The organism is Blautia sp. MCC269, assembly GCF_018785655.1.
In the GTDB taxonomy this organism is placed as follows: domain Bacteria; phylum Bacillota; class Clostridia; order Lachnospirales; family Lachnospiraceae; genus Blautia_A.
Window position 1 is genome coordinate 184081 of sequence record NZ_WQQE01000039.1, and the last position, 24649, is coordinate 208729.

Here is a 24649-nt window from a genome sequence, read left to right on the forward strand (position 1 = left end):
TGATATTTATGAGTGATGGAGCAAAAATCGTTATAGCCGGAATCATGGCTTACACAGTATTTAGAGTTGCAGGAAAGTGTACGGACGCTAGGATCGTGATAGCTGCGATGAAATGTGGTGTCACTATGAAATTGGAAGAGAATGGAGAATGATTATGAAAAAATGTGAGAATTGTAAATATTGTTATACTAGCGCCGGATGTTACACTTGTAAAAGGGATCTTAACGGTGAGCCGTCCAATTGGCAGCCTGTTACCATGGTAACAGGATTAAGAAAAGCAATGTTGAATAACTATTACGGTCACCCGTCAAGACAGAAAGCGTTATATAGAATTAAAAATGTTATCTTCAATGATCCAGCTACGATTGTATTCTGGAACGATGGTACAAAGACTGTTGTAAAGTGTGGTAAGAATGATACATTTGATCCGGAGAAGGGACTGGCGATGGCAATCTCCAAATACTTCTTTTATAATGCAGGATATTTCAATGACGTATTTAAGAAGTGGATTCCCAAGAAAGGAGAAAGCGATGAAGTCGATCACTGATACAATACTCGTAAGTATTGATTTATCCAGAAATAACGAGAATGCGGTTCTTGTCGTGGGGCGTAAGAAACCCCGCGAGGCCGTGGATATTATAAATGCTTTCAAGGGGGAGGAAGCTCTTGAACTTTATAAAAAGTTGACCACGCCAAAGGCGAAAAATGAGTAAAGATTTTCTCAGGGACTATCAGAAAGACGCTGTGGATAAAATGCGTAACGGCTGTATTCTTAACGGAGGGGTCGGATCTGGCAAAAGTCGGACCGGCCTTTATTATTATTTTAAAGAAAATGGAGGCAGCTTCGTTAATCAGAATTATGTCCCGATGAAGAATCCACAGGATCTTTATATTATTACCACTGCGATGAAACGTGACTCGCATGAGTGGGATTCAGAGTTGGCAAATTACCGTATATCAACAGATCCAGATCATAACAAATTATATCCTGGGCAAAAAATAGTAATTGATTCTTGGAATAACATAAAGAAATACTCTGAGATCCATGGGGCATTTTTTATATTTGATGAAGATAGAGTCTGCGGATCGGGGGCTTGGGTGAAGGCATTTCAAAAAATCGCTCGTGGAAATAATTGGATTATTCTTTCAGCAACACCCGGAGACTGCTGGGCCGATTACATACCGGTATTTGTGGCAAATGGTTTCTACAAAAACAAGACCGAGTTTTGTAGGGAGCATGTTGTATATTCTCGGTTTACGAAATATCCACAAATTGAGAAGTATTTAAACACTGGTAGATTAATCAGGTTGAGGGATCGAATACTGGTGGACATGAATTTTGAAAGAAATACAGTTCCACATCATATTGATGTATATTCCAAGTATGATATTCCTCAATACAAAGATGTTATCCGGAATCGGTGGGACCCTTTTAAGGATGAGCCGATCCAGCAAGCTTCTCAGCTTTGCTATATTTTAAGAAGAATAGTGAACACTGATGAGTCTCGTGTGGTAGCGTTAATGGAGATCCTGGAGAAAACACCCAGAGCCATTGTATTTTACAATTTTGATTATGAAAGGGAAATGCTTCTTCATTTGTTCTGGGATGATTACGGTTTTGAGCCGAATGAATTTATAGGGTATGAGGTAGCCGAATGGAGCGGTCATGCTCATCAGCCGGTGCCGGATTCTGATCGTTGGATATATTTGGTTCAATATACTGCAGGCTGTGAAGGGTGGAATTGCATTAAGACGGATACGATTATATTCTTTTCGCAGAACTACAGCTATAAAGTCATGGAGCAGGCCAGTGGAAGAATCAATCGAATGAATACTCCATACAAAGACTTATATTATTACCATATCAAAAGCAGATCCGGAATTGATATGGCAATAACTAAAGCATTAAATAAAAAGAAAAAATTCAATGAAAGGAAGTTTGTGGGATGGGACAACCAATAGATGACTTAAAAGTAGCACACTTCGGAATTCCTAAAATTAAAAACGGATCACGGATCAAAATCGGCAAGCTGCACACATTAAATATAAATGTAGATCATCACTTCAACTGGTTCCAGAAGAAAATGATTAAGTGGTGTTTCGGCTTTACTGTGGAGGATTACAGTGAGGAATAACGCGAAATTCACAACTCCTTTAATGAAAAGGAGGAATAGTGTTATGACAGATTACGAGTATTTATTTAGTACAAATTTACATGCAAAACTTAAAGAGAGAATTCAGGGAGGTATATTTGTAAAGGTCAATGAGAATGACAGTTTGGTTGTTGCCATTAAAAGAAAAGATGGAAACAATTTTGATATGTCATTTACGGATTTTTCGAACAGAATATTGAATGGATTTTCTACAGATTATGCAGCGTATGAAGTACAGAAAAAATATCAGAAATTTGTGATGAAACAATTTTTCAAAATGAGTTAAGAGACTCGGCGGAAACGTCGGGTCTTTTATTTTTATGAAATTTTCTGTATAATAAAATATAATACAGAAATGATCTCAATAGCTGATATTTATAATTGCATTATGTATATGTATGGCTGCAATATTGCTGGCAATTGGAATATGCGTAGGCATCTAAGGTGGATTATATGAAAATCAATGGCATTAAAGTTGAAATGGATCATTGTCTCAAAAATCATGTGTATCTTGTGGATGATAAAACAAGGTCGGTATACTATTTTGATGACAATGAAAAACTTAACAGTATTCCCGAGTGGGAAGCCGTACCACTTTTGAAAAATGGGATATTAACCGGAATGAGAAGGGAACAGTATTCACCAGGAATTTATTTATGGCACCCAGAAGTACAATTGGATAAAATTGAAAAAGCCGCCATATTGACTTCACAGGTTAGAAACGGAATGAATGGCTGTAGCTTCAAAAGAATTAAGCAAAAAATAGCTTATGGAAGAAAAACAGGATCAGTTGATCTTCCGGACCAGTCGAAAAGGCCATGGAGTCCAAAAACAAAAAAGTCTCTACTGAACAGTGAATTTGATTTGGAGAGATTTATAACAAAAATAGATCGCCCAACTATGGAGCGTGATGTTGATAACCACAACACCAAAACGTTTGATTTTATAAGAATGCACATGTACATATTGACTTATGAAACAGATCCTATGAACATAATTAAAACGTATAAGAAAGATATCTTAATGATGGCATTGGATCGGATCGAACAGACCAGAAGTTTTAAAAGATACGGAATACCAATCAATTTTTTGAAACTCGATAAGTTCACTTACTGTGATAATCAAAAAATGATTGAATTGCTGTTCGTGCTCAAACCAATATCGGGTGGTTTGGTTGAACTATCATAATGTATTCAGGGGAGGAGGCGTCAAAATGCTGGTTAAAAAATATGAGACAAGGCTTAATAAAGATGGATTAATTACTTTTGAAAAAGTTTGGTCAAAAAGAATCGATATTGGCATTGACAAAAATGAATTTAGACACCCACAGTATATTTATGAATTATGTAAATCTCTTCAATTAGATACATACTCTGAAGAACACGTATTTTTACTTACGTTTGATACCAAAATGCATTTTAAATCTTTCATTGAGGTTGGCATCGGAGATGTTTCCACAAGTGTTATCGACAAACGTGGAATAGCACAGAAAGTTCTTATGCTTAATGCCACAGCTTTTATTTTAGTCCATAATCATCCATCTGGAGATTCAACGCCAAGTGCCATAGATATTTCTACAGCTAAAACGATTTCAGAGCTTGGCGATTTAATCGGGGTTCGCTTTAAAGACATGATGATTCTTGGCGATGACAATTATACCAGTTTAAAACAGGACGGTTATTTTTGATGGGAGGAATAATATGAAGTATGAAGATGTTCGGAACTTTAAAAATATTCTGAAGGAAAAGATTGAAATCAGGGTGTACGGAAAAGTACTTATTGAAGAGAATTTGGAACCATCAATAGCAATTTGCATATATTCACCTAACAACATAAATTTTTGTTATGTTATAAATTGGTTTGATTTCGACTACAGGTATGATTGTTTTGGACTTGATAGATGCCTTGATTATTATTCTAAGAAAATTCTTAATGAATATGAAAAATTTATACTTAAACGATTTATTAAGGAGACTACATGCGATTGATCGGAGGTGTTTTCATGTGAACTACCATAATATAACTACAGATGATATGAGGAACGGCGATGGATTACGGACAGTACTCTGGGTGGCCGGATGCAATCATCATTGTAAAGGGTGTCAAAATCCTGTGACCTGGAATCCGCATGACGGTTTGATATTTGATGTGGAGGCCGAACAGGAATTATATAACAAAGTAAATAAGTCTTATATCAGTGGTGTCACTTTTTCTGGAGGAGATCCTTTATATCCAGAGAATAGAGACACCATTTTTCATTTGGCGAAGTATATCAAGAAATATATGCCGGGTAAGACCGTCTGGCTGTATACCGGATATTTGTGGGAAGAGATTCGAGATTTACCGGGGATGAAATGGATCGATATTTTGGTAGATGGAGAATTTGTAGAGGAGCTTGCCGATGTCAATTATCCCTGGGCCGGTAGTACAAACCAGAGAGTGATTGATATGCAGGAGAGTTTGAGAACAGAGATGGTTGTTTTGAAAGGAGAAAACTAATGGAAGACCTTGTGGAAATAATAGGAGCAATACTTCTCATATTATTGATGATAGCTGCAGGAGTTTTAACTGTAGGAGCGGTTTGTTTTGTATTTTCACTGTTTTTACCGTTGTAAGAAAGGTGAATGAAATGAATGCGATAATCGGATGGATTTTATTGTTGATTACCATGAGCACATTTATAACTTTTGTGTTCGGATACGATTTGGATCTTAAAGATAAAATCATATGTATCGTGGGGTACGGATGCTTTCTGTATCTTGCTCATCGTTAGTGTATACCTGATAGCTGGATAGAATGGAAGGAGGATAGCATGAATGAGTTAATAGGAGCACTTATTTTGACAACTTGTGTTGTGTTCGGAATTGTATGGTTATTCGACTCTGATCCAGAATTAGAAATGACGTGGACAGATAAAATATTCATGTTTTTAAGTCTTGAAGCGATTGCCTGTGGATTGATTTCTGGCGTTTATATTTTAGTAGGAGGTACAAATGGAATACATATATAAGGAAGTAAATTTCTCAAAATATTGTCCGTTGTGTGAATATGCGGATTTATATGAAGAGAAAGATCCGTGTAACGAATGTCTGGGTGTTCCGATGAACGAGCACTCAGAGAAACCGGTTAATTATAAGCCGGATGAAAAGAGAATCAAAAAAGCAGAAAAGGAGAATACGAAATGAAAGTAAAGATTTTTGGAAGTGCGGGAGATTCACTGGCACTTGAGAAAGAGGTTAATGAGTTTATTAAAGATAAGCATGTGATAGATATTAAATACACGACAACCTTTGTTATCAATAAATATGGTAACTTTGGAGTTCCGGATGGCGGTATATTCATTGATCGGGCTATGGTCATGTGGGAACCGGATTCTACTGTTTTATATGCTGATGGAAAAATGGTCGGTGTTGAAGGAGAGTAGTATGCTTAAATGCTTATTTATATTTTTAGGGGCGGTCGTTTTAACGGCTGTCCTTATTTTATGTGGCTTAATAATTGCCATAGTAGAAGAATTTTATAGAAAAGAGGTGATCGGTAGAGTGAGATGGATAGATCCAAACCCGGGAAAAGACGAAAGAAGTATTAAACAGGATAGAGAAATCAAACGGAGTTTTATGAGTAGACCAGAACTCAGGAGTAAAGAAGCAGAGAAATGGTTTAGAAGAAAACCATATGGAAGGGAGAAATAATTATGACAGGAAATGAGTATCAGAAGCTAGCAGCTAGAACTATCAACAAGGGTTTAACATTCGAAGAACAGAAGATTCACGCTCTACACGGTATGGTCGGCGAAATTGGAGAAATCCATTCAATCTATCAGAAAATGTATCAAGGACATGTGTTTGAAGTTGACCATGTAAAGAAAGAGTTTGGGGATCTTCTCTGGTTTATCGCAGAGTATTGTACGGCTAAAGGTTGGTCGTTGGACGATATCATGCGGATGAACATCGATAAGCTCAAAGAAAGATATCCGGAAGGTTTTGACGCAGGTAAGAGTTTATATAGAGCGGAAGGGAGAAATTAAGATGATTAATATTATCAAACCAGGTTATTTAAAAGAGGCTCAGTGCCCAAAGTGTGGCGCAGTTTTAAGCTATGATGAAAATGAAGATGTACAGAAAGACTTCTCAAAAGAATTATCTAAATTTTCCAGCGAGTTTTTCAATCGTATGTATTTGTATATCACTTGTCCGCAGTGTGACAATAAAATTATTTTGAAAGAAGATAAATAGGAGGTTGAGGAAAAAGTGAAACCGATACAAATAGTCATTCACGATCATAGTGGGGAAAAACTTTATTCGGAACTTTCATGTTTATCCAGTATGATTCCTATTAGACAAGAACGGCGTGGAAACGCAATAGGAATATCAGACGGTCTGATTCGCCCTGTGATTATTATTGGTAAATATGGGCGTTGGAATAAATTGGCAGGTTTGAGGCCGGACTTTTGGATCGCTGGAGATGATGATTGTCGCGCAATGTTGAAAATGAGTGCCACCAAGGTCGGAGGAGTAGAACTTAGCCGAATAGAGGATGTGCTAAAAATTGTGGAGATATTAAGAGTGGAAGAAGACGGGAATGATTAAATGTAAAGATTGCAGGTTTGGCGGTCTTAAAGTTTTACTGGATAACGAATCAGCGCCTTGCCTCCGATTAGATGACGAAGAGTGCCCGAATTATAATGAAGAAACTGGCGAAATCGAAATGCGAAATGCTGAGAGAAGGGAAGAATAAATGATGTATGAGAATTTCATCAATGAGGTATCTACGAAAGTGATTGAAACAAGGGATGAATTTATATTTCAGACAATATCGTCGTGGATTGTAAATAATCACCAGATAACCGTAAGCAAAGAGACATTATCTAAAGCTGTTGCGCTTGTCAAAATGATGGAAGATCGCGGAGTTGATATTTGCGAAACTACAGTCAACGAGAAGATTTTATATGATGAGTACATGCGTGGATACAGAAAAGGTTATCGAGAGGGTCGCGATGTGATAGTTGGAATCTTTGATGATAAGATGAAAGAGCTTAAAAACGAAATTGCGGAGGAGGAAAAGAAATGATCTTATATGTAGTTCACGGAAATACTTATTATAACGATTATGGCCATATCGAAAAAATCTTTGGTGTTTATACTGAAAAAGATGCTGCTGAAGCGGCTAAAGATTTAGTAACACAGGAGTTATATGAGAAAAACGTAAATGATAAATGGACTCGGGTTGAGAATTTATCAGATGTCGATGTGGACATTCTGGAGATTGAAGCAGATAAACTAGTAGAAATTGAGCTGGGAGGGTATTGTGAATGAGCATTAATTTAGAAAATGTGGTTCTGGCAAGTCCAGAACAAATGGAGTTTATTATTCAGGGTATGAGAAATCCGATGAATAGCTGGGAGAAGAGTGATACGTGCTTTTCTGATGAATCATGCGTGAATTGTTATTATAGTCAAAGGAATTTATGTGATAAAGATTCATTTTTGGAAAAAGATGAAAAACTTGGATCTAATGACCACTCCCTCATGCAGCGCTTATCCAATGCAGGTACTGAGCATCGGAAGTACATGAGAATGATGCCAGTGTATGTGAGGATTACGGCGCCGTTGTATTGGTGGAAAGAGTTTGATACTTATAAAGTTGGTACTGTCGCGAACTCTTGCAGTACAATGCACAAGATTGCGGAGAAAGAATTTGAATGGGGCGACTTTTCAACAGAGCATTTATTTTCAAAAGGCGCGGCAACGAGAAGAGACGATAATAAACGTTTCGAAGACGAATCGTGTGCCGAATTAGGTTTTGATCATCCAGGTGCGTTACTTGGTGTTATAAAATCTCTTAATTTTGCCAGGGAAGATTATTTAAATCATAAAAATAAGGAAGACTGGTGGCAGCTTATTCAGCTTCTTCCGAGCAGTTATAACCAGACTCGTAATGTTATGTTGAATTACGAAGTGCTGGCGAATATCTATAGACAGCGTAAGAATCATAAGCTGGACGAGTGGCGAGAGGTTTGTAAGTGGATTGAGAGTTTGCCTTATTCGGAGTTGATTACCGGACTTTCCATCGGATCAGATCAGTCGATTAAAGAAAAACGTTTCACTCAGCCATTTCCTTGGATTAAAGAGGACGATGTATATTGCAATAACTGCGAGCATTTCCACGACTGTTTAAACAAAGGCGGTCTTGCTGAAGTTACAACCGGAAATGATATTACAAAAGACCGTTATATCAACAAGCCGAGATATGATTGTCTGAAGGAGAAAGAACAATGAGTGATGACAAAGTATCCGTAAAAGAAGCTCTTGAGAAACTGTATGATTTATCATGGATGGTTGGGTCTACGGCGATGGAATATTTAACTGATAAAGACGGTGAAAAAATAAGAGATTATGTTGGGGTAATCGAAGATCGAATTAATGATTTGGAGAAGGAACTGTCCGAATTTAAAAAGTATTTTGAACCATACGATATTGATGAGGAGACTGCTGAAGCTATTATTAGATCAAAGTGTCCCAATATAGACTCAGCCAAGGACTACATTCAGTCCCGACTTGCCGAAGATGATCCCATGAATTTTAGTGTTGGAAAAATTGTTCATGATCTCATGGCTAAAGAACTTACTGAAGACGTTAAGAAACAGATTTTAGAGGAGGATTCGAAATGATATTTTCATTAAAATTTTGGTTAGCAGTATTTATATTCATCGATCTGTTCTCAGCATGGTGGTATGCAAAAGGTCGAGATATCTGTAAAGTTGTTATATTCTGTACAGCTGCTATATGCGGCATGTTGAGTCTTTGTAGATGAGGAGGAATCAAAATGTTTGCTTTGCTATTCGGAGCGTTTTTCATAATATCGTGTTTGGGATATATGATATCTTTTTTTAAGATTCGTGATAACCTCCGGGATTAAATACAGCAATGCGTCACATCTCATTTGGGGTGTGGCGTTTATTATTTTTGCAGTTTGCCTCAGGTGTGCGTTTGGTTATCATCTGGGGGCTTAAATTTTTATTATTAAAATAGTAGAAAGGAAAAATTAAAAAATGAAGAAAAAACTCAGACTTATTTTACTTGTAACTTTATGTCTCTGCCTTATTGGCGGAGTTACAGGCTGTGCGGTGCTGGACGACACTATTAATGAGATCAAAGGAAATCTCGTAGGTAATGGCTACACGATCCGTACTTACGATAACTATGGCTCAAAAGTTATGACCACCACTGGCGATAAAATCAATATTCAGGGTAATCCGGTTAAGACGACTTCTTACAGTAGCGACGGATCAGTTGTTACGGGATACGAGATGTCATCCGTGATCACGATCAATATTGATGGCAAAGAAATTCAGAGTTGTGGAGATACATGTATATTTGAGCAGGATGGTCTGCAGCCTGACGTAGACTTTGTACAAACTGATATTTACAGTCAGTCGACTGGTAAGCTTTCCGATAATACATATGTAGCAGGTATCGTGAATAAATACAAGAATTATTTTGGTAAGTCACGAGTTGTGGTTATTAAATCTCAGTTGGGACAGCCTATCGTAGCATATTCAGGTGATGAGGTATTTTGGAAGATTCCTAAAGACTTGCCTAAAATGACAAAATTGATGATTGATGGTAGAGCTCTTTATATTCACAGAGCTAATTTTCAGATTATTGATACGGCATTGTTAGATTAGAAAAGGAGAGTATTATGAAACAGATACTTTTAGTAGATATACTTGCGATCTTGAAAAATAGCGAAACAATTTATCTTTACGAGTCACCTAATCATTCAATCGGGTCATTCTGTGTTGATAGACTGCTTGCCTATTTCAGCGATGCAGCGATATTAAACAGAGAAGTGCAGCTTATTGAAACAACGGCCTCGGGTCTTATCTGTATAACTCTTAAATCGGACAAGGAAAAGGAGAAGTAATTATTTTTTCGCGTTAAAAACCTCTTCTATAATGAGAAAATTATTTTAAGGAGGAATGCACTATGAATAAAATAGTCAAGAAAATTATCATCGGAGGTGTTGTCTATGGAATTGCTGAATTGTCATTCACGATTGGAAAAGGAAGAATGCTCAACATTCTTAGAATAACAGATTTTTCAGCACCGGAAGCCATAAAAATATTATCAGAAGATGATAATTTAAAACTAAAATTCATTGGATGGATTGGAAAACAAGATTTTCATAAAAAGACTGAGTCCTAACAAGGGCTCTTTCTTTTATTTAAACTATTTCAATAAAGAAAGGATTCGCATTAATGTTACATATTTTAGCTATCAGCAGCGTTGTGCTCGGCGTATTTGAATATTTATTAGCCAGCGATAAAGCAGATCAGATCAAGGGTCTGCTTTTAATTATCTTAGCTGCTGTTATTATGTAAACTAAAATTATATCCATACAAAACGATAAGGAGGATTAGCTATGATGTTGAATTTTAACAGTTATGAAGATCTCAAAGACAAACTGCAGATTCGTATTTATGATCCTGATTTCATTCGTAACTTATTGGAAGGAAAAGTTGTAACTTATATTGGCGATTTCGCTCTGGTTTATATGGCTACCTTGTATGAATCAGAAAAAAAACTGGGTAATCTGATGTTTACTCCGGAGTTGATGGATGCGCTTGGGATTGATATTCAGACATTACATAAAGATGCCATGTTAAGTGATCTGAATTATGAACCGGTATTATTTACCACTGAGGATCTTATCGAGGCACTTTTCTTTGATAAGCCATTATTCTCGATTAACTTATTCAATAGAAAAGCGCGTATGGAGAGCGGTCAGTTACCGATGCTGACACTCACTAAAGGTAATCAGATGAACGGAGCCAGTATGATATTGCATAAGAGCATTCGGAAGAAGATCGGAGATATCGTCGGTGGTAACTTTTACGTTCTCCCGTCGTCCATTCATGAAGTTATGATTATTCCGGAAGAGGGGTTTGAAGCAGGTGAACTATCTGAACTGGTATCCACATGTAATTCGGAATTATTCACAGAAGCAAATTTGAAGGATATTTTATCAGATAAGGTTCAGTGGTGCAGTATGGACGGAGAAATTCTCAGGAGAGCAGAAAATGAATAGAGCAGAAATGAGACGTATGAAGCGAGAGCAGGAGAAAGCTCATACTGTAACCTACAACCTGACGCAGGCGCAGCTGGACGCTATCGTTCAGGAAAAAATCGGGGTGAAGATTGCCGAGACTAAGAAAGATGTTTATGAAGAAACTGTTAATACTGTACTAGCGTTGGTTCTCACCCTGCCATTAGAAGTACTCATGGATCACTATTGGCCTAAATCATATCGTGAACGACTTCCGGGATTCGTGGATAAAGTTCTGGAATATTACGGACGTTGGGAAGACGGCGAATTGGATATGGATAAGCTCAAAGAAGATCTATGGGAATATGGGGGAATCCGGTTGGAACCAGCGCAGATAGATATGGAGGATATTTCAAAGAATAATGAAAAATGATTTAAAGCGGAATGGGTCTGGATGTCTGGACCCTACTGCATATCAAGCTATTATGAACGTTGATGCTGTATCATCGGTGGACAAAGCAAATAGGTACAAACGTAGAGAAAACGATTCGGAGGAACGACTCAATAAATTACTCGCCGCTATATTTGCCATTTGTGACGCTGCAGATTTTCATGTTGAGGAGAGGATAGTAGTTAAGGATAAACGGACCGGGAAGGTTTGGAGGTAGTTGGATGAGTAAAAAGAAAGGGAGACCGAAGAAAGAAATCTCTAAAGATTATCGTTTAAACGTACGTTTGTCCATCGGAGATGCCAGTACACTTAAATATATTTGCGAACAGACTGGAAAAAATGTGTCTGAAATCGTGAGAGATGGTATCAAATCGGAGTACCGAAAACTTATGAAATGGGATTAATTGTACGTACAAAAAATAGTAAAAACGAATTATTGTACGTACAAAAAGTCGGGAGTAGTTGATGCAGATCATTGTGTCGAAACGAATTATTGTACGTACAAAAAATCAGCATATTGAATTATTGTACGTACAAAAAGTCGAAATTAGCCCAAAATAGGCTAAAAATGGCCTAAAATGGCTATTTTCATCATGGTACTGTAGTACCGATCTAATTAGCTATCTTATTTATTTAAAAAATTGAATTTTTCGTATAGCTAATATACATTGTACTACAGTACCACCATTTATTGTACGTACAATAAAGAAAGGAGATTCTATGACTGAACAGGAGCTTATTGAATCGTTTGCAGGCAACTTGGACTATATTATGAGATCGGAACATATGAATCAAAGTGAGTTGGCACGAAGGAGTCATTTGAGTAGGGAGTCAATCTGTAAATATTTAAAAGGTCAGCGTATGCCTACGTTGAAGGCACTTATGAATTTAAGCTATGCCTTGAGATGCAACATTGAAGAATTAACTCCATTTATTCAACTTATCGATTGAGGTGACAGAAATGAGCGAATTAAGAAAACAATGGATTGACGATGAATATCTGTGGCAGGATTTCTTGGACTACTTCAATCCGGACTTTGATGAGATTGCCGATATCAAACAGATGAGTCGTTATGATATTCTGATCACCATGAAAAATGGGGTGCAGTATATTTATGACAATTACCGTCAGACACGAAGGCGACTTCCAAATAGTTGGGATGATATGAGTCTTAAAGAATTTCATATGGATGCACATATAAGATTATATTCCATGATGCAGCGGAAAGGCTTCACATATGATGACCTGTCTGAAGAAACTGGTATATCGGTTGGGACTATAAGTAATTATGTGAATGGAGTGACTTCTCCAACTCTCGACAGATTATTTCTGATTGCCAAAGCATTAGGCTGCAGGATTGAAGACCTAATCTATATCGAGCATATGTACAGATAACCCATGAGGGCGCTTGGTTTACAAGTGCTCTTTTTTTGGTGCAGAAAGGAGAGATTCTATGGGGGAATTTGACACCAAACGAAACGGCGTTCCGGTAAAGATACTAGAAACCGGTGAAGAATTCAATTCTATCAAAGCTTGTGCTGATGCGATTGGCGGCAATGCATCCTGCGTCAGCAGAGTTGTGAATGGCAGTAAAGGATATTGTACTTGTCATGGGTTCCATATTTCAAAAGCCGGTGAAGAATCTGAAGTCCGCACGGATCAGCGAGGACGTCCAGGAATTGGAGTACAGATTATCGAAACCGGAGAAACGTATGAGTCCGTAGAAAAATGTGCTAAAGACATCGGGGGCAGTCCGACGGCCATTAAAGATATTTTGAAACAGCAAAACAATCGAGTGTCACACAAAGGTTATCATTTCAAACGCATAACTTAACCACTGTGTCGAAAAACTCACACGTGAAAATAACATCCCCTTTTATAGAGAGAAGATAATATATCGGCCAAAATCGGTCAATGTATTATCTTTTTATTTTTATGGACCTTTAGTTCAGTCGGTAGAACGCTGGTCTCATAAGCCGGTAGTCCTGGGTTCAAGTCCCAGAGGGTCCATCTCTATGAAAGGAGAAAGAGTTCATGAAAGAAAATAAGTTTCAGGCAGATTTGAAAAAAGAGCTTAGAGCTATATTTCCTGGTTGCATCGTAACCAAACTGGATTCGAGCGATATTCAGGGCATCCCCGATCTTCTTGTTTTATACAAAGACAAGTGGGCGACTCTGGAAGTTAAGAAAAGTGCTACGGCATCACATCGTCCGAATCAGGATTACTATGTTGCAAAAATGAACGCCATGTCATTTTCACGATTTATCTACCCAGAAAATAAGGAGGATGTTTTAGATGAACTTCGTGAATCATTCAAAGCTTGAAGGTCTACATGCCCCGTTTAGTGCCAGCTCAAGCGCATGGCTTCGATATGACGACGACAAGATCTTAAAGGTGTACCGTAACAAACAAAACGCTGTAATGGGAACGAAACTTCATGCTTGGGCAAAAACTACGATCGATTTAGGAATTAGACAGCCTCGATCTAAGAAAACTTTGTACGCATATGTAAATGATGCTATTGGATTCAGGATGAACACAGAGGTTGTCTTATTTTATTCGGAGCATTTTTTCGGTACCGCAGACGCTATATCTTTTCGGAATAATTTCTTGAGAATCCATGATTTGAAAACAGGAATATCAGGAAACATTGAGGAACATATCGAACAGCTTGAGATATATGCTGCTTTATTCTGCTTGGAATACCGTGTAAAGCCAGGCGACTTGGATGGTGTAGAACTCAGAGTATATAAAACAGACGAGATCTTAGTACATAGGCCAGATGCTGATAGAATTCTCCACATCATGGATCAGATCATACATCTTGATAAAATTCTAGCAGAATATGACGAAGAGGAGGCGTAACCGATGAATCCGATAGCAGAAGAAATCGAATCATATTTAGGGTCAGCCTCTATGACAGATGAGGAATATCTGGCTCATTATGGTATGCCTCGCCGTTCGGGGAGATATCCTTGGGGATCGGGGCAAGATCCATATCAAAGTTCACGCGACTTCTTAGGTCGTGTGGAGCAGATGCGAAAATCTGGTTTTACATATACTGATGAAAATGGTAAGAAATGGACTGGCGATAACGCAATCGCAAAATCTCTTGGTTACAACTCTACTGATTTCCGAACAGTGTATGCGATCGCAAAAGATGAGCGTAGATCAGATATGGTTGCCACAGCCAAACGTCTCAGGGACAAGGAAGGAATGAATAACTCTGAGATTGGTCGAAAAATGGGAATCAACGAATCATCAGTTCGATCACTTCTTGATCCGAATTCTGAGTCAAGAATGAAGCAGGCCAGAGATACTGCCAAATTCCTGAAAGAACAGGTTGATAAAAAAGGCATGGTTGATGTCGGTGCCGGCGTAAACAACGATTTGAAAATCACAAAAGAAAAACTGGATCAGGCATTATTTATATTACAGGCTGAAGGCGACTATGAAGTGTATGGAGGTCGATTCTCACAGGTCACAAACAAAGGTCAGATGACTACTCAGAGAGTTCTTTGCAAACCAGGAACGCCACATAGCGCAATCTACGATTACGATAAGGTCAAGACGGTTACCGATTATATTTCCAGAGATGACGGAAAGACCTATGAAAAGAAATTCACATATCCTGAAAGCTTAGATTCTAAGCGACTTATGATTCGCTACAAAGAAGATGGAGGAATCGACAGGGATGGAACTGTAGAACTCAGAAGAAATGTACCAGATCTGTCACTTGGCGAATCCAAATATTCTCAGGTCCGTATCATGGTTGATGGAAAGAAATATATCAAAGGCATGGCTGTCTACAAAGATGATAAAGATTTTCCGCCAGGCGTCGATGTTATATTTAACACCAATAAATCTAAGAGCGTTCCAAAACTGGAAGTTCTTAAAGATGTAAAGCCAGATCCGGACAACCCTTTCGGCTCTCTTATTAAAGATGCCGATCAAGGCGGGCAGTATTGGTATACCGACAAAAATGGTAAGAAGAAGCTCGGCCTTATTAATAAGCGATCCGATGAAGGCGATTGGACAGAATGGAAAGATGCTTTACCATCGCAGTTCTTATCAAAGCAGTCGAAAGCTATGGCTGAAAAACAGCTTGGTATTGCCAGAGCGGATAGACAGGCAGAGTATGAAGCTATTATGGCACTAACCAATCCAACTGTGAAGAAATATTATCTTGATAAGTTTGCGAGTAGCTGTGATTCAGCAGCCGTACATCTTAAAGCAGCAGCATTACCAGGTCAGAAATACCACGTTATTCTTCCGGTAACCTCACTGAGTGAGAAAGAAGTGTACGCACCTGGTTATCCGGATGGAAGTAAACTTGCCTTGGTTAGATATCCTCATGGTGGAACCTTTGAGATTCCAATCTGTACGGTTAATAACAAAAACAAAGAAGCCATCAAGATGATTGGTAAAGATTCTATCGATGCGATTGGCATTAACAGTAAAGTTGCCGAGCGATTATCAGGCGCTGACTTTGACGGTGATACAGTAATGTGCATTCCGACTCATGATAGAGCTGGAAAAGTCAAGATTGCTAGTCGTCCACCCCTTGAAGGACTTGAGGGCTTTGATCCTAAGATGAATTACCAGGGTGAGAAGAAAATTGGTTCTGATGGTAAGGAGCACTGGTATCGAGACGGCAGAGAGTATCAGCTTATGAGAAAAACTGATACGGAGATGGGTAAAATCTCTAATCTGATAACCGATATGACTATTATCGGAGCTACTGATGACGAACTGGCCCGTGCTGTACGACATAGTATGGTTGTTATTGATGCTGAGAAACACCATCTTGATTACAAGCAGAGCGAAAAAGATAATAACATTCAGGCATTAAAGCAGAAGTATCAGATCAAAGTTGATGAGAACGGTAAAATCAAATATGGCGGTGCTTCTACACTTATATCCAGAGCCAAAGGAGAGGTTACTGTCGATAAGAGACAGGGAACACCCAAACCAAACCTTCCGGGTAAAGAATGGTATGATCCAAGCAGGCCTGAAGGTGCTCTTATTTATAAGAGAGCTGATGATGCTACCTATACTGTTAAGAAAGTTAATAAGAAGACCGGTGAGGTAACGGAGGTAACCAAGAAGCGTACCGATAAGAGTAACCGTATGTCTGAGACCGATGACGCTATGACATTGGTATCTAAGTATAGACATCCAATGGAACTTGTGTATGCTGATTACGCCAATAGTATGAAAGCAATGGCTAACAAAGCAAGAGTTGAGTCCAGTAAAGCAGGTAAGATAGCCTATGATAAGGAGGCTAAGCGGAGGTATCAGGAGGAGTACGATAGTCTTATAAGAAAATTGACAATCGCCGAATCAAATACACCTCGTGAACGAGCTGCTCAGCGTATGGCTAATGCTACTGTACAGAGAAAACAGAAAGCCGCTGAAAAAGCAGGTGTTAAACTTAAACCTAAGGATGTCAAGAAAGCAAGTCAGCAGGCTCTTACTAAAGCAAGAGAAGAAGTTGGGTCTATCTCAAGGAGAGATCGAAACATTGTTATCACTGATAAGGAATGGGAAGCTATACAGGCAGGTGCAGTCAGTGAATCCATACTCAAACGTGTTCTTAACAATTGTGATCCGGATTCATTAAGACAAAGAGCAATGCCAAAAGAAACAAAAGTTCTCAATCAGGCAAAGATAAACAGAATCAAAGCAATGTCAGCATCATATACGATTCAGCAGATTGCTGAGAAACTTGGTATTTCAACGTCAACCGTTTCCAAGTATTTGAAAGGAGTGAATTAGTTAAATGGATGATTTCAGATTAACAACATTTGATAATCCTTACGATCCATTCGAACAGTTCACTCTTTGGTACTTGTTCGATACTGAAAAAGGTTACAACACTTGCGGAAAACTGGATCGTATTTCCAATTATTCTGACGACATGACAGAAAAAGAGATCAATGATGAACATAATCGTGCTATCGATGAGTTGATATCATTTGATTTCTTGAATATTTACAAAAAAGTTCCGCGAAATTCAAAAGTTGCGCTGGATTTAGGCGCTGCCCCGGTATAATCCGACGTCAAAGCATAGGGGGGAGGGTCGCTAAAAAAGCACCCCCTCCCTGCATCGCGCCGGTCTTCGAAAATTCTCCGGGGGAGTTTTTTTCAGGAACAATTTATATTTTAAGCTGTCCTTAGAGGGATTTATAGGGCCACAAAAAAAAAACGTTTACTCTGTGTGTATTTCTCCTTTCAAGATTTGTACTCTTTTCGAATTAGCTCCTTCTAAAGATAGACTCTATAAATTCCTCTAAAGACAGCTTAATCTTAGTTAAATCTGGTGGATAGTCAGCAATAAATACTTTCAAGGAGGCGTAAACGATGCCAAAGGTGACCAAAACTGAACGGCGTCCAATGCTTACGCCGGAGGCAAAAGAGAATCAGATGATATCTCTGGCTATGGATTGTGCAGAAAGACAGATGTTAGAGGGGACGGCTTCTTCTCAGGTTATAACCCATTTTTTGAAGTTGGGATCAGAGAGAGAACGACTTGAACGGGAGAAGCTTGAAGAAGAGAATAAGCTTCTAAGGGCGAAAACGAAAGCCTTGGAAGAGAGTGCTGAAACAAAAGTCATGTATGAAGAAGTTCTTCGAGCCATGCGTGATTATAGCGGAGCAGGTGATCCGGATGAGTATTAAAACATATTCCGAATTAATCACATTTCCGACTTTTGAGGAACGGTATAAGTATCTTCGTATCGGCGGTATAGTTGGGCAGGAGACATTCGGGTTTGACAGATATCTGAATCAGATTTTTTATAAATCGCCAGAATGGCTGTCTGTGAGAGACAAAGTGATTTTCCGGGATGGCGGTTGTGACTTGGGAATTCCGGGACGGGAGATTTATGACAAAATTCTTGTTCATCACATGAATCCAATTACAAAAGAGGATATTCTCCAGAGAAGTGATCTACTTCTGAATCCAGAATATCTGATTTGTACTGTTAAAAGAACTCATGACGCAATCCATTACGGAGATGATTCTATATTATGGGGTGACCCTGTAGAACGGAGTATAAATGACACTTGTCCATGGAAGAAGTAAAGAGAGGTAGTCTGATGAATGAAAGCATTCTGACATCAATTAAAGCACAATTGGGCATCCAGGAAGATTACACAGCATTCGATCCACAGCTTATTATGCACATTAATTCGGTGCTTATGGTATTAAATCAGCTTGGAGTAGGTCCTACGGCTGGTTTCGTTATTTCAGATAAAACATCTGTCTGGAGCGATTTTCTCTCATCCGATAAAAACCTCGAAGCAACGAAGTCCTATATCGGTATGAAAGTAAAGATGCTGTTTGATCCACCGACAACTTCAGTTGTAGCCGATAGCATGAATCGGATGATCAACGAATTTGAGTGGCGATTGAATGCAGAAGCGGAAAAATAAATAGAGGGGGGTGAATATATGGGCGATACCGAATTTTTAGCTCACCATGGCGTGAAAGGCCAGAAATGGGGAGTCCGGCGCTATCAGAATAAAGATGGAAGCCTTAATAGAGCTGGGCTGAAAAAAGTTAAAAAGATGAAAGATCAGTATACGGAACTCACTGGGAAACAGTTAAGAAAAAATTCTGCAAAAAGAGCATCGAATTCGAAATCTAAGCAGAAAAGTATAAGCGAAATGTCTGATGATGAAATACGTACCAAAATCAACAGAATCAAACTGGAACAGGAGCTCAGGAGTCTAAGTCCGAAGAAAATTTCTCGTGGTAAAGCTTTTATGGATAAAGTAGCAAAAGATGTAGTTGCTCCGGCTGCGACAGACGTGGCCAAGCAAGTAGTGAAATCAAAGCTCACTGATGCAGCTAACCGTAATTTCGGTTTGAATGGTGATTTGAAAGTATACACTAACAATAAGAAAAAATAGGAGTAACAAGAAATGGCATTATCGAACACCGCCGTACCGAAGTATTATGGCATGTTTCGAGATGCCGTAATTCGGAGAGAAATTCCAGTTTGTGAAGAAGTATCCCTTGAAATGAATCGAATTGATAAGCTCATTGATAACCCACGATACTGGTATGATAATCAGGCAGTTGAAGGGTTTATTCATTATTGTGAGAATGAGCTTACTTTAACAGATGGTAGCGATCTATACCTTCTTGACTCTTTCAAGCTGTGGGCCGAACAGATTTTTGGATGGTACTACTTTATCGAACGAAGTATTTTTGTTCCGTCAGAAACTGGTAGTGGTGGTCATTACGAGATAAGGCGGATTAAGAAGAGGTTAATTACCAAGCAATATCTGATTGTAGCCAGGGGTGCTGCAAAATCTATGTATGCATCCTGCTTGCAGAATTATGAATTGAATGTTAATACTGCAACAACGCATCAGGTTACAACAGCCCCAACTATGCCACAGGCTGAAGAGGTTATGTCGCCGATTCGAACTGCCATTACCAGAGCAAGGGGACCATTATACAAGTTCCTTACCGAAGGTTCAATCCAGAACACGACTGGTTCTAAAGCGAATCGTGTTAAACTGGCTTCAACGAAAAAAGGAATTCAGAATTTTCTTACTGGATCGCTTTTAGAAGTCAGACCCATGTCCATTGACAAACTGCAGGGATTGCGTGTTAAAATTGCAACCGTTGATGAATGGCTTTCCGGTGATATACGAGAGGACGTCATCGGTGCATTGGAACAGGGTGCCGCAAAAGAGCAGAGTGGTGGCTCGAATGACGATTATCTGATAGTAGCCATCAGCTCAGAGGGAACCGTCCGGAATGGATCTGGTGATACAATCAAAATGGAGTTAATGAAGATACTCAAAGGCGAGTACAACGCTCCTCATACTTCCATTTGGTGGTATAAACTGGACTCCATAGATGAAGTAAATGATCCTGATAAGTGGATTAAGGCAAATCCGAATCTCGGAAAGACCGTTAGTTATGAGACATATCAGCTGGATGTGGAACGAGCTGAAAACAATCCGGCTGTACGGAACGACATTCTTGCCAAACGATTTGGTATCCCAATGGAGGGATACACGTATTATTTCACATACGAAGAAACTCTCCCTCACAGGAAGAGAGAGTATTGGCAGATGTCTTGTTCCATGGGCGCGGATTTATCCCAGGGAGACGATTTCTGCTCTTTCACATTTTTATTCCCATTATCGAATGGTGCTTTCGGAATAAAAACCCGAAATTACATATCCGAGCTCACTCTGAGCAAACTTCCCACAGCAATGCGAATCAAATACAACGAATTTATGAAAGAGGGCAGTCTCATCGTTATGCCCGGAAATATTCTTGACATGATGCAAGTATACGAGGATCTTGACAATTTCATAGCCGAAGCAGAATACGACGTTCGTTGTTTGGGATATGATCCATATAACGCCAGAGACTTCGTGGAGAGATGGGAACGAGAGAATGGACCGTTTGGGATTGAAAAAGTCATCCAGGGAGCTAAGACGGAATCAGTCCCGCTTGGTGAGCTGAAGAAGTTATCTGAAGAAAGAATGCTTATTTTCGATGAGGCTCTTATGTCCTTTACTATGGGTAACTGCATAGCAATAGAAGATACAAATGGAAACCGTAAATTGTTGAAACGACGACATGAAGCGAAGATCGATGCTGTCGCGGCTATGATGGATGCTTTTGTCGCTTTCAAATTAAACAGAGAAGCTTTTGAATAAGGGAGGAAATATGAACGAAATAACAGAGGGAAAATTCCCGGAAGTCAGAAGTCGACCTGGAACTCTCGACTTTAAACCCACTTGTACCAAACAGCTTCTTATGGAGCAGGAACGCTATATGCGGGAATACATTCGGTGCTTAGAAACCCGAGCTGAAGTCGAAGGTGTTGATCTGTAAAATAAAAATTTTTATCTATAGGTTAGTTTAAACTAACTAAGAAGGAGATTTTATGCCATTTAATTTACGTACCAGGCTTGCTCATGCTTGGAATGCATTTACCAGTCGTGATCCAACACGGCGTATAATTACCGGTCCGGGATATTCTTCACGTCCGGATAGACCACGGCTTAGTCGAGGAAATGAAAAATCAATAGTAACTTCCATATTCAATCGAATAGCTCTTGACGTATGTGCGGTTAGCATCAAGCATTGCCGATTGGATAAAAACGGTCGTTACGTGGAGGATATTGATTCCGGATTGAACAATTGTCTGAATTTAGAAGCCAATAAAGATCAGACCGGTAGGGCATTTATTCAGGATGTAGTGCTATCCATGCTCGATGAGGGATGTGTAGCTTTGGTTCCAATCGAAACCACTATTGATCCCAAAAACTCAAATTCATACCAGATTGATTCTATGCGGACAGGAAAAATCACAGAATGGTATCCAGATATGGTGAGAGTCCGCTTATACAATGATCAAACTGGTGATAAAGAAGAGATTCTGCTTCCTAAAAATCAGGTGGCTATTATTGAAAATCCACTATATGTCGTAGTCAATGAGTATAACTCAACCATGCAGCGTCTTATAAGAAAACTCAGTTTGCTGGATGTGACAGATGAACAAACGGCGTCCGGAAAATTAGATTTGATTATACAGCTTCCGTATGTAATAAAGACTGAAGCAAGGCGCACTCAGGCTGAACAAAGGCGAAAAGATATTGTGGATCAATTAGCCGGTTCTCAGTATGGCATTGCATACACAGATGGAACAGAAAAAATCACCCAGTTAAATCGATCATTGGAAAATAATCTGTTAAACCAGATTGAATACCTTACCAATATGGTTTACAGCCAGCTTGGTATTACACAGTCTATACTTGATGGTACAGCTGATGAAAAAACAATGCTGAATTATATGAATCGCACAGTTGAACCAATAATTTCAGCAATTGTTGATGAATTAAAACGAAAATTTCTCACAAAGACCGCTCGGTCGCAGTTACAGTCTATTGTCTATTTCAGAGATCCATTCCGACTGGTTCCAGTCAATGATATCGCGGAAATTGCTGATAAGTTTACACGTAACGAAATCATGACCTCCAATGAGATCCGTCAGATTGTTGGTATGCAGCCATCAAAAGATCCGAAGGCAGATGAGTTAGTTAATAGCAACATCAGTCAAGCTAAGCAGGACTTATCTCAGACTTCTAATGCTACCGAAGTAAACAAAGAAGGAGGATACAGTCAAAATGGTTAAATGCGATTTCAGCGGTTATGCCACCAGAAACGATTTGCTTTGTGGAGACGGCCGCACGATTCGAAAAGATGCGTTTAAAGAAAACGATGGATGCGAAGTTCCGCTTGTTTGGAATCATGAACACAACGATCCAAATGCGGTACTTGGACATGCTGTTCTTGAAAATCGTGAAGATGGCGTATATGCCTACGGAGTGTTCAACGATACCGAGCAGGGACAGACCGCGAAGAAGCTTGTCCAGAATGGCGATGTACGATCGCTGTCCATTTGGGCAAATCAGTTAAAACATATCGGTAAAGATGTAATCCACGGAAACATCAGGGAGCTCAGTCTTGTACTGGCTGGGGCTAATCCCGGTGCTTACGTGGATTTTATTATGGCGCACAGCGCAGACGGCGGAGAAGAGCTTGAAACATCTTGGGACGAGAACATTATGCTCTATCATTCTGCCGATGTAGAAGAAACGAAAGGAGATTCGAAAGTGGCGGAAGAGACCAAAAACGAGGAAACAAAGCCGGAAGAAAGTAAATCTGGAGATAAAAGAATCCAGGACATCCTTAATACCCTTAACGAAGAGCAGACAGATGCCGTAGCAGCGGTTATCGGTATGGCTCTCGAAGAAAACGGAGAAGAAGATGGCTCCGATGATGAAGAAGGAGGAAAAGTAGTGAAGCATAACGTATTTGACAAAGAAGATACAAAACAGAGCACTGTACTCAGCCATTCTGATGAACAGAAGATCATCGCTATGGCAAAACAGAGCAATGTTGGAAGCCTTAAACAGGCCATGGAGATTTTCGCAGAAGAAAACGCTGGAACACTGGCACATGGCGTATTTGACGATGAAGTGGAAGCTCTGTTTCCAGAATATGAGCTGCTGAAAAAAGGTGAGCCGGATACTCTCGAAAGAGATCAGACATGGATTGATTCTGTAATGTCTAAAATCCATAAATCTCCGTACAGCAGAATTCGTACTCGTCAGGCGGATGCCCGTATTGCTGAACTGAGAGCCAAAGGTTATCAGAAGAAAGGCAATTACAAAGAAGATATGGCTAAGATTAAACTTCTCAGCCGTACAACAGATCCGCAGACTGTGTACATCAAAGATCAGATGCACAGGGATGATGTCGTAGATATCACAGATTTCGATGTAGTTGCTTACCAGTGGAAGATGATGAGGCATGTTCTGAATGAAGAACTTGCCATGGCAGCACTTGTTGGAGATGGGCGTGAAGACGGCGATCCAGACAAAATTCATGAGGATCATATTCGCTCTATCTGGCACGATGATGATCTGTATTGCGTCCATCAGGATGTTGATTTCGAAGCAGCCAAAACAAAACTGCAGGGTACAAATACTGGTGCAAACTTCAGCGAGAACTATATCAAAGCGGAAGCCATGATCGAGGCGGCACTGTATTCCAGAGAGAAATTCAAAGGCACAGGTACACCGGATCTGTATTGCACACCGCATCTGCTTAACGTGATGCTTCTGGCCAGAGATCTCAATGGTCGTCGTATCTACGATTCCAAAGCCGATCTTGCTGCAGCACTTAATGTTGCATCTATCCAGACCGTTGAGCAGTTTGAGGGACTTGAGCGAACATCTTCCAGTGGAAAGAGAAAACTGCTCGGCCTGTTTGTAAATCTGGCAGACTATCAGTTCGGTTCCACCAAAGGTGGCGAAGTTACCAAGTTTGAAGATTTCGACATGGACTTCAACCGTTACAAATACATGCTTGAGACAAGACTCTCCGGTGCACTTACACAGCCGTATTCCGCTATCGCTCTTGAGGAGCCGGTAGCCTAATTATATAAGGAG

The 24649-nt window shown here is 39.4% G+C and carries 42 protein-coding genes, 1 tRNA gene and 1 pseudogene; all 44 read left to right on the top strand.

Annotation, left to right across the window (positions count from 1 at the left end; translation table 11 throughout):
* Positions 1-8: 8 nt before the first annotated feature.
* The 44 genes and pseudogenes from GPK88_RS13705 to GPK88_RS13920 all read left to right on the top strand — a co-directional run bounded on the left by GPK88_RS13705 (position 9) and on the right by GPK88_RS13920 (position 24637).
* Positions 9-152: a hypothetical protein gene (locus GPK88_RS13705; RefSeq protein WP_215707899.1), complete on the top strand. Its 144-nt coding sequence runs from the start codon at positions 9-11 to the stop codon at positions 150-152.
* Between the two features lie 128 nt (positions 153-280).
* Positions 281-547: a hypothetical protein gene (locus GPK88_RS13710; RefSeq protein ID WP_215707900.1), complete on the top strand. Its 267-nt coding sequence runs from the start codon at positions 281-283 to the stop codon at positions 545-547.
* On the top strand, positions 531-713 hold the full coding sequence (locus GPK88_RS13715; protein ID WP_215707901.1) for a hypothetical protein: 183 nt from the start codon (positions 531-533) through the stop codon (positions 711-713). The genes GPK88_RS13710 and GPK88_RS13715 overlap by 17 nt, the downstream gene beginning before the upstream one ends.
* A complete protein-coding gene (locus GPK88_RS13720) occupies positions 706-1962 on the top strand; it encodes a DEAD/DEAH box helicase family protein (protein ID WP_215707902.1) in 1257 nt (418 codons plus the stop codon). The genes GPK88_RS13715 and GPK88_RS13720 overlap by 8 nt, the downstream gene beginning before the upstream one ends.
* The gene (locus GPK88_RS13725) at positions 1947-2135 is read left to right on the top strand and encodes a hypothetical protein (RefSeq protein ID WP_215707903.1); all 189 of its coding nucleotides are present in this window, start codon (positions 1947-1949) and stop codon (positions 2133-2135) included. The genes GPK88_RS13720 and GPK88_RS13725 overlap by 16 nt, the downstream gene beginning before the upstream one ends.
* Positions 2136-2178: 43 nt before the next feature.
* The gene (locus GPK88_RS13730; RefSeq protein WP_215707904.1) at positions 2179-2439 is read left to right on the top strand and encodes a hypothetical protein; all 261 of its coding nucleotides are present in this window, start codon (positions 2179-2181) and stop codon (positions 2437-2439) included.
* Positions 2440-2606: 167 nt separating this feature from the next.
* Positions 2607-3341, top strand: a complete 735-nt coding sequence (locus GPK88_RS13735) for a hypothetical protein (protein WP_215707905.1) — start codon at positions 2607-2609, stop codon at positions 3339-3341.
* Positions 3342-3366: 25 nt separating this feature from the next.
* On the top strand, positions 3367-3840 hold the full coding sequence (locus GPK88_RS13740; RefSeq protein WP_215707906.1) for a JAB domain-containing protein: 474 nt from the start codon (positions 3367-3369) through the stop codon (positions 3838-3840).
* Positions 3841-3853: 13 nt separating this feature from the next.
* Positions 3854-4141, top strand: a complete 288-nt coding sequence (locus tag GPK88_RS13745; RefSeq protein ID WP_215707907.1) for a hypothetical protein — start codon at positions 3854-3856, stop codon at positions 4139-4141.
* A gap of 16 nt (positions 4142-4157) precedes the next feature.
* Positions 4158-4652: an anaerobic ribonucleoside-triphosphate reductase activating protein gene (gene nrdG / locus GPK88_RS13750; protein WP_215707908.1), complete on the top strand. Its 495-nt coding sequence runs from the start codon at positions 4158-4160 to the stop codon at positions 4650-4652.
* Between the two features lie 313 nt (positions 4653-4965).
* Positions 4966-5163, top strand: a complete 198-nt coding sequence (locus tag GPK88_RS13755; protein ID WP_215707909.1) for a hypothetical protein — start codon at positions 4966-4968, stop codon at positions 5161-5163.
* Positions 5147-5338, top strand: coding sequence for a hypothetical protein (locus GPK88_RS13760; RefSeq protein ID WP_215707910.1), 192 nt, complete (start codon positions 5147-5149; stop codon positions 5336-5338). The genes GPK88_RS13755 and GPK88_RS13760 overlap by 17 nt, the downstream gene beginning before the upstream one ends.
* Positions 5335-5577, top strand: a complete 243-nt coding sequence (locus tag GPK88_RS13765; protein ID WP_215707911.1) for a sporulation protein Cse60 — start codon at positions 5335-5337, stop codon at positions 5575-5577. Before GPK88_RS13760 ends, GPK88_RS13765 begins: the two co-directional genes overlap by 4 nt.
* Positions 5546-5845 (top strand): hypothetical protein, encoded by a 300-nt coding sequence (locus GPK88_RS13770; protein WP_215707912.1) that lies wholly within the window; start codon positions 5546-5548, stop codon positions 5843-5845. The genes GPK88_RS13765 and GPK88_RS13770 overlap by 32 nt, the downstream gene beginning before the upstream one ends.
* Before the next feature lie 2 nt (positions 5846-5847).
* Positions 5848-6180 carry a nucleoside triphosphate pyrophosphohydrolase family protein gene (locus GPK88_RS13775; RefSeq protein ID WP_215707913.1) on the top strand — a complete coding sequence of 111 codons (333 nt, stop codon included), beginning with the start codon at positions 5848-5850 and terminating at the stop codon, positions 6178-6180.
* A 1-nt stretch (position 6181) separates the two neighbouring features.
* Positions 6182-6388, top strand: coding sequence for a hypothetical protein (locus GPK88_RS13780; RefSeq protein ID WP_215707914.1), 207 nt, complete (start codon positions 6182-6184; stop codon positions 6386-6388).
* Positions 6389-6403: 15 nt separating this feature from the next.
* Entirely contained in the window at positions 6404-6742 is a 339-nt protein-coding gene (locus GPK88_RS13785; RefSeq protein WP_215707915.1) for a hypothetical protein, read from the top strand.
* Between the two features lie 148 nt (positions 6743-6890).
* Entirely contained in the window at positions 6891-7223 is a 333-nt protein-coding gene (locus GPK88_RS13790; protein WP_215707916.1) for a hypothetical protein, read from the top strand.
* Positions 7220-7468: a hypothetical protein gene (locus GPK88_RS13795; RefSeq protein ID WP_215707917.1), complete on the top strand. Its 249-nt coding sequence runs from the start codon at positions 7220-7222 to the stop codon at positions 7466-7468. The genes GPK88_RS13790 and GPK88_RS13795 overlap by 4 nt, the downstream gene beginning before the upstream one ends.
* Positions 7465-8208 (top strand): annotated as a pseudogene (locus GPK88_RS13800) (hypothetical protein); the annotation flags it as partial. The gene GPK88_RS13795 and the pseudogene GPK88_RS13800, both read left to right, overlap by 4 nt.
* Before the next feature lie 218 nt (positions 8209-8426).
* The gene (locus GPK88_RS13805; RefSeq protein WP_215707918.1) at positions 8427-8822 is read left to right on the top strand and encodes a hypothetical protein; all 396 of its coding nucleotides are present in this window, start codon (positions 8427-8429) and stop codon (positions 8820-8822) included.
* A gap of 381 nt (positions 8823-9203) precedes the next feature.
* The gene (locus GPK88_RS13810) at positions 9204-9839 is read left to right on the top strand and encodes a DUF5052 family protein (RefSeq protein ID WP_215707919.1); all 636 of its coding nucleotides are present in this window, start codon (positions 9204-9206) and stop codon (positions 9837-9839) included.
* 14 nt (positions 9840-9853) lie between these two features.
* On the top strand, positions 9854-10078 hold the full coding sequence (locus GPK88_RS13815; RefSeq protein ID WP_215707920.1) for a hypothetical protein: 225 nt from the start codon (positions 9854-9856) through the stop codon (positions 10076-10078).
* 62 nt (positions 10079-10140) lie between these two features.
* Positions 10141-10359, top strand: a complete 219-nt coding sequence (locus GPK88_RS13820) for a hypothetical protein (protein ID WP_215707921.1) — start codon at positions 10141-10143, stop codon at positions 10357-10359.
* 217 nt (positions 10360-10576) lie between these two features.
* The gene (locus GPK88_RS13825; RefSeq protein WP_215707922.1) at positions 10577-11242 is read left to right on the top strand and encodes a DUF5688 family protein; all 666 of its coding nucleotides are present in this window, start codon (positions 10577-10579) and stop codon (positions 11240-11242) included.
* On the top strand, positions 11235-11633 hold the full coding sequence (locus tag GPK88_RS13830; RefSeq protein WP_173775884.1) for a hypothetical protein: 399 nt from the start codon (positions 11235-11237) through the stop codon (positions 11631-11633). Before GPK88_RS13825 ends, GPK88_RS13830 begins: the two co-directional genes overlap by 8 nt.
* Positions 11623-11868, top strand: coding sequence for a hypothetical protein (locus tag GPK88_RS13835; protein ID WP_215707923.1), 246 nt, complete (start codon positions 11623-11625; stop codon positions 11866-11868). Before GPK88_RS13830 ends, GPK88_RS13835 begins: the two co-directional genes overlap by 11 nt.
* A 4-nt stretch (positions 11869-11872) precedes the next feature.
* Entirely contained in the window at positions 11873-12055 is a 183-nt protein-coding gene (locus GPK88_RS13840) for a hypothetical protein (RefSeq protein WP_215707924.1), read from the top strand.
* A 316-nt stretch (positions 12056-12371) separates the two neighbouring features.
* Positions 12372-12602: a helix-turn-helix domain-containing protein gene (locus GPK88_RS13845; RefSeq protein WP_021976500.1), complete on the top strand. Its 231-nt coding sequence runs from the start codon at positions 12372-12374 to the stop codon at positions 12600-12602.
* Positions 12603-12612: 10 nt separating this feature from the next.
* Positions 12613-13047, top strand: coding sequence for a helix-turn-helix domain-containing protein (locus GPK88_RS13850; protein WP_215707925.1), 435 nt, complete (start codon positions 12613-12615; stop codon positions 13045-13047).
* Positions 13048-13105: 58 nt separating this feature from the next.
* Complete coding sequence (locus GPK88_RS13855; RefSeq protein ID WP_215707926.1) at positions 13106-13486, top strand: hypothetical protein; 381 nt, start codon at positions 13106-13108, stop codon at positions 13484-13486.
* Positions 13487-13589: 103 nt separating this feature from the next.
* Positions 13590-13662, top strand: a tRNA-Met gene (locus GPK88_RS13860).
* Positions 13663-13686: 24 nt separating this feature from the next.
* On the top strand, positions 13687-13977 hold the full coding sequence (locus GPK88_RS13865) for a hypothetical protein (RefSeq protein ID WP_215707927.1): 291 nt from the start codon (positions 13687-13689) through the stop codon (positions 13975-13977).
* The gene (locus GPK88_RS13870; RefSeq protein ID WP_215707928.1) at positions 13949-14518 is read left to right on the top strand and encodes a DUF2800 domain-containing protein; all 570 of its coding nucleotides are present in this window, start codon (positions 13949-13951) and stop codon (positions 14516-14518) included. Before GPK88_RS13865 ends, GPK88_RS13870 begins: the two co-directional genes overlap by 29 nt.
* A 3-nt stretch (positions 14519-14521) precedes the next feature.
* Positions 14522-17431, top strand: a complete 2910-nt coding sequence (locus GPK88_RS13875) for a helix-turn-helix domain-containing protein (RefSeq protein ID WP_252197775.1) — start codon at positions 14522-14524, stop codon at positions 17429-17431.
* Between the two features lie 4 nt (positions 17432-17435).
* Positions 17436-17708 carry a hypothetical protein gene (locus tag GPK88_RS13880; protein WP_173775891.1) on the top strand — a complete coding sequence of 91 codons (273 nt, stop codon included), beginning with the start codon at positions 17436-17438 and terminating at the stop codon, positions 17706-17708.
* A 308-nt stretch (positions 17709-18016) separates the two neighbouring features.
* A complete protein-coding gene (locus GPK88_RS13885) occupies positions 18017-18334 on the top strand; it encodes a hypothetical protein (RefSeq protein ID WP_215707929.1) in 318 nt (105 codons plus the stop codon).
* Positions 18324-18740: a hypothetical protein gene (locus tag GPK88_RS13890; protein ID WP_215707930.1), complete on the top strand. Its 417-nt coding sequence runs from the start codon at positions 18324-18326 to the stop codon at positions 18738-18740. Before GPK88_RS13885 ends, GPK88_RS13890 begins: the two co-directional genes overlap by 11 nt.
* Positions 18728-19090 (top strand): phage head-tail connector protein, encoded by a 363-nt coding sequence (locus GPK88_RS13895; RefSeq protein ID WP_252197776.1) that lies wholly within the window; start codon positions 18728-18730, stop codon positions 19088-19090. Before GPK88_RS13890 ends, GPK88_RS13895 begins: the two co-directional genes overlap by 13 nt.
* Before the next feature lie 18 nt (positions 19091-19108).
* Positions 19109-19570, top strand: a complete 462-nt coding sequence (locus tag GPK88_RS13900) for a DUF7211 domain-containing protein (protein ID WP_215707931.1) — start codon at positions 19109-19111, stop codon at positions 19568-19570.
* Between the two features lie 12 nt (positions 19571-19582).
* Positions 19583-21346, top strand: coding sequence for a terminase TerL endonuclease subunit (locus tag GPK88_RS13905; RefSeq protein WP_215707932.1), 1764 nt, complete (start codon positions 19583-19585; stop codon positions 21344-21346).
* A gap of 10 nt (positions 21347-21356) precedes the next feature.
* Positions 21357-21524, top strand: coding sequence for a crAss001_48 related protein (locus GPK88_RS13910; RefSeq protein ID WP_215707933.1), 168 nt, complete (start codon positions 21357-21359; stop codon positions 21522-21524).
* A gap of 52 nt (positions 21525-21576) precedes the next feature.
* A complete protein-coding gene (locus tag GPK88_RS13915; protein WP_215707934.1) occupies positions 21577-22827 on the top strand; it encodes a phage portal protein in 1251 nt (416 codons plus the stop codon).
* Entirely contained in the window at positions 22820-24637 is a 1818-nt protein-coding gene (locus tag GPK88_RS13920; RefSeq protein WP_215707935.1) for an HK97 family phage prohead protease, read from the top strand. The genes GPK88_RS13915 and GPK88_RS13920 overlap by 8 nt, the downstream gene beginning before the upstream one ends.
* Positions 24638-24649: the final 12 nt, after the last annotated feature.

Excerpts from the sequence above, each read along its gene's own strand:
- GPK88_RS13705 (WP_215707899.1), top strand. The coding sequence starts at position 9 with ATGAGTGATGGAGCAAAAATCGTTATAGCCGGAATCATGGCTTACACA.
- GPK88_RS13710 (WP_215707900.1), top strand. The coding sequence starts at position 281 with ATGTTGAATAACTATTACGGTCACCCGTCAAGACAGAAAGCGTTATAT.
- GPK88_RS13715 (WP_215707901.1), top strand. The coding sequence starts at position 531 with ATGAAGTCGATCACTGATACAATACTCGTAAGTATTGATTTATCCAGA.
- GPK88_RS13720 (WP_215707902.1), top strand. The coding sequence starts at position 706 with ATGAGTAAAGATTTTCTCAGGGACTATCAGAAAGACGCTGTGGATAAA.
- GPK88_RS13725 (WP_215707903.1), top strand. The coding sequence starts at position 1,947 with ATGGGACAACCAATAGATGACTTAAAAGTAGCACACTTCGGAATTCCT.
- GPK88_RS13730 (WP_215707904.1), top strand. The coding sequence starts at position 2,179 with ATGACAGATTACGAGTATTTATTTAGTACAAATTTACATGCAAAACTT.
- GPK88_RS13735 (WP_215707905.1), top strand. The coding sequence starts at position 2,607 with ATGAAAATCAATGGCATTAAAGTTGAAATGGATCATTGTCTCAAAAAT.
- GPK88_RS13740 (WP_215707906.1), top strand. The coding sequence starts at position 3,367 with ATGCTGGTTAAAAAATATGAGACAAGGCTTAATAAAGATGGATTAATT.
- GPK88_RS13745 (WP_215707907.1), top strand. The coding sequence starts at position 3,854 with ATGAAGTATGAAGATGTTCGGAACTTTAAAAATATTCTGAAGGAAAAG.
- GPK88_RS13755 (WP_215707909.1), top strand. The coding sequence starts at position 4,966 with ATGAATGAGTTAATAGGAGCACTTATTTTGACAACTTGTGTTGTGTTC.
- GPK88_RS13760 (WP_215707910.1), top strand. The coding sequence starts at position 5,147 with ATGGAATACATATATAAGGAAGTAAATTTCTCAAAATATTGTCCGTTG.
- GPK88_RS13765 (WP_215707911.1), top strand. The coding sequence starts at position 5,335 with ATGAAAGTAAAGATTTTTGGAAGTGCGGGAGATTCACTGGCACTTGAG.
- GPK88_RS13770 (WP_215707912.1), top strand. The coding sequence starts at position 5,546 with ATGGAAAAATGGTCGGTGTTGAAGGAGAGTAGTATGCTTAAATGCTTA.
- GPK88_RS13775 (WP_215707913.1), top strand. The coding sequence starts at position 5,848 with ATGACAGGAAATGAGTATCAGAAGCTAGCAGCTAGAACTATCAACAAG.
- GPK88_RS13780 (WP_215707914.1), top strand. The coding sequence starts at position 6,182 with ATGATTAATATTATCAAACCAGGTTATTTAAAAGAGGCTCAGTGCCCA.
- GPK88_RS13790 (WP_215707916.1), top strand. The coding sequence starts at position 6,891 with ATGATGTATGAGAATTTCATCAATGAGGTATCTACGAAAGTGATTGAA.
- GPK88_RS13795 (WP_215707917.1), top strand. The coding sequence starts at position 7,220 with ATGATCTTATATGTAGTTCACGGAAATACTTATTATAACGATTATGGC.
- GPK88_RS13805 (WP_215707918.1), top strand. The coding sequence starts at position 8,427 with ATGAGTGATGACAAAGTATCCGTAAAAGAAGCTCTTGAGAAACTGTAT.
- GPK88_RS13810 (WP_215707919.1), top strand. The coding sequence starts at position 9,204 with ATGAAGAAAAAACTCAGACTTATTTTACTTGTAACTTTATGTCTCTGC.
- GPK88_RS13815 (WP_215707920.1), top strand. The coding sequence starts at position 9,854 with ATGAAACAGATACTTTTAGTAGATATACTTGCGATCTTGAAAAATAGC.
- GPK88_RS13820 (WP_215707921.1), top strand. The coding sequence starts at position 10,141 with ATGAATAAAATAGTCAAGAAAATTATCATCGGAGGTGTTGTCTATGGA.
- GPK88_RS13825 (WP_215707922.1), top strand. The coding sequence starts at position 10,577 with ATGATGTTGAATTTTAACAGTTATGAAGATCTCAAAGACAAACTGCAG.
- GPK88_RS13830 (WP_173775884.1), top strand. The coding sequence starts at position 11,235 with ATGAATAGAGCAGAAATGAGACGTATGAAGCGAGAGCAGGAGAAAGCT.
- GPK88_RS13835 (WP_215707923.1), top strand. The coding sequence starts at position 11,623 with ATGAAAAATGATTTAAAGCGGAATGGGTCTGGATGTCTGGACCCTACT.
- GPK88_RS13840 (WP_215707924.1), top strand. The coding sequence starts at position 11,873 with ATGAGTAAAAAGAAAGGGAGACCGAAGAAAGAAATCTCTAAAGATTAT.
- GPK88_RS13845 (WP_021976500.1), top strand. The coding sequence starts at position 12,372 with ATGACTGAACAGGAGCTTATTGAATCGTTTGCAGGCAACTTGGACTAT.
- GPK88_RS13850 (WP_215707925.1), top strand. The coding sequence starts at position 12,613 with ATGAGCGAATTAAGAAAACAATGGATTGACGATGAATATCTGTGGCAG.
- GPK88_RS13855 (WP_215707926.1), top strand. The coding sequence starts at position 13,106 with ATGGGGGAATTTGACACCAAACGAAACGGCGTTCCGGTAAAGATACTA.
- GPK88_RS13865 (WP_215707927.1), top strand. The coding sequence starts at position 13,687 with ATGAAAGAAAATAAGTTTCAGGCAGATTTGAAAAAAGAGCTTAGAGCT.
- GPK88_RS13870 (WP_215707928.1), top strand. The coding sequence starts at position 13,949 with ATGAACTTCGTGAATCATTCAAAGCTTGAAGGTCTACATGCCCCGTTT.
- GPK88_RS13875 (WP_252197775.1), top strand. The coding sequence starts at position 14,522 with ATGAATCCGATAGCAGAAGAAATCGAATCATATTTAGGGTCAGCCTCT.
- GPK88_RS13880 (WP_173775891.1), top strand. The coding sequence starts at position 17,436 with ATGGATGATTTCAGATTAACAACATTTGATAATCCTTACGATCCATTC.
- GPK88_RS13885 (WP_215707929.1), top strand. The coding sequence starts at position 18,017 with ATGCCAAAGGTGACCAAAACTGAACGGCGTCCAATGCTTACGCCGGAG.
- GPK88_RS13890 (WP_215707930.1), top strand. The coding sequence starts at position 18,324 with ATGAGTATTAAAACATATTCCGAATTAATCACATTTCCGACTTTTGAG.
- GPK88_RS13895 (WP_252197776.1), top strand. The coding sequence starts at position 18,728 with ATGGAAGAAGTAAAGAGAGGTAGTCTGATGAATGAAAGCATTCTGACA.
- GPK88_RS13900 (WP_215707931.1), top strand. The coding sequence starts at position 19,109 with ATGGGCGATACCGAATTTTTAGCTCACCATGGCGTGAAAGGCCAGAAA.
- GPK88_RS13905 (WP_215707932.1), top strand. The coding sequence starts at position 19,583 with ATGGCATTATCGAACACCGCCGTACCGAAGTATTATGGCATGTTTCGA.
- GPK88_RS13910 (WP_215707933.1), top strand. The coding sequence starts at position 21,357 with ATGAACGAAATAACAGAGGGAAAATTCCCGGAAGTCAGAAGTCGACCT.
- GPK88_RS13915 (WP_215707934.1), top strand. The coding sequence starts at position 21,577 with ATGCCATTTAATTTACGTACCAGGCTTGCTCATGCTTGGAATGCATTT.
- GPK88_RS13920 (WP_215707935.1), top strand. The coding sequence starts at position 22,820 with ATGGTTAAATGCGATTTCAGCGGTTATGCCACCAGAAACGATTTGCTT.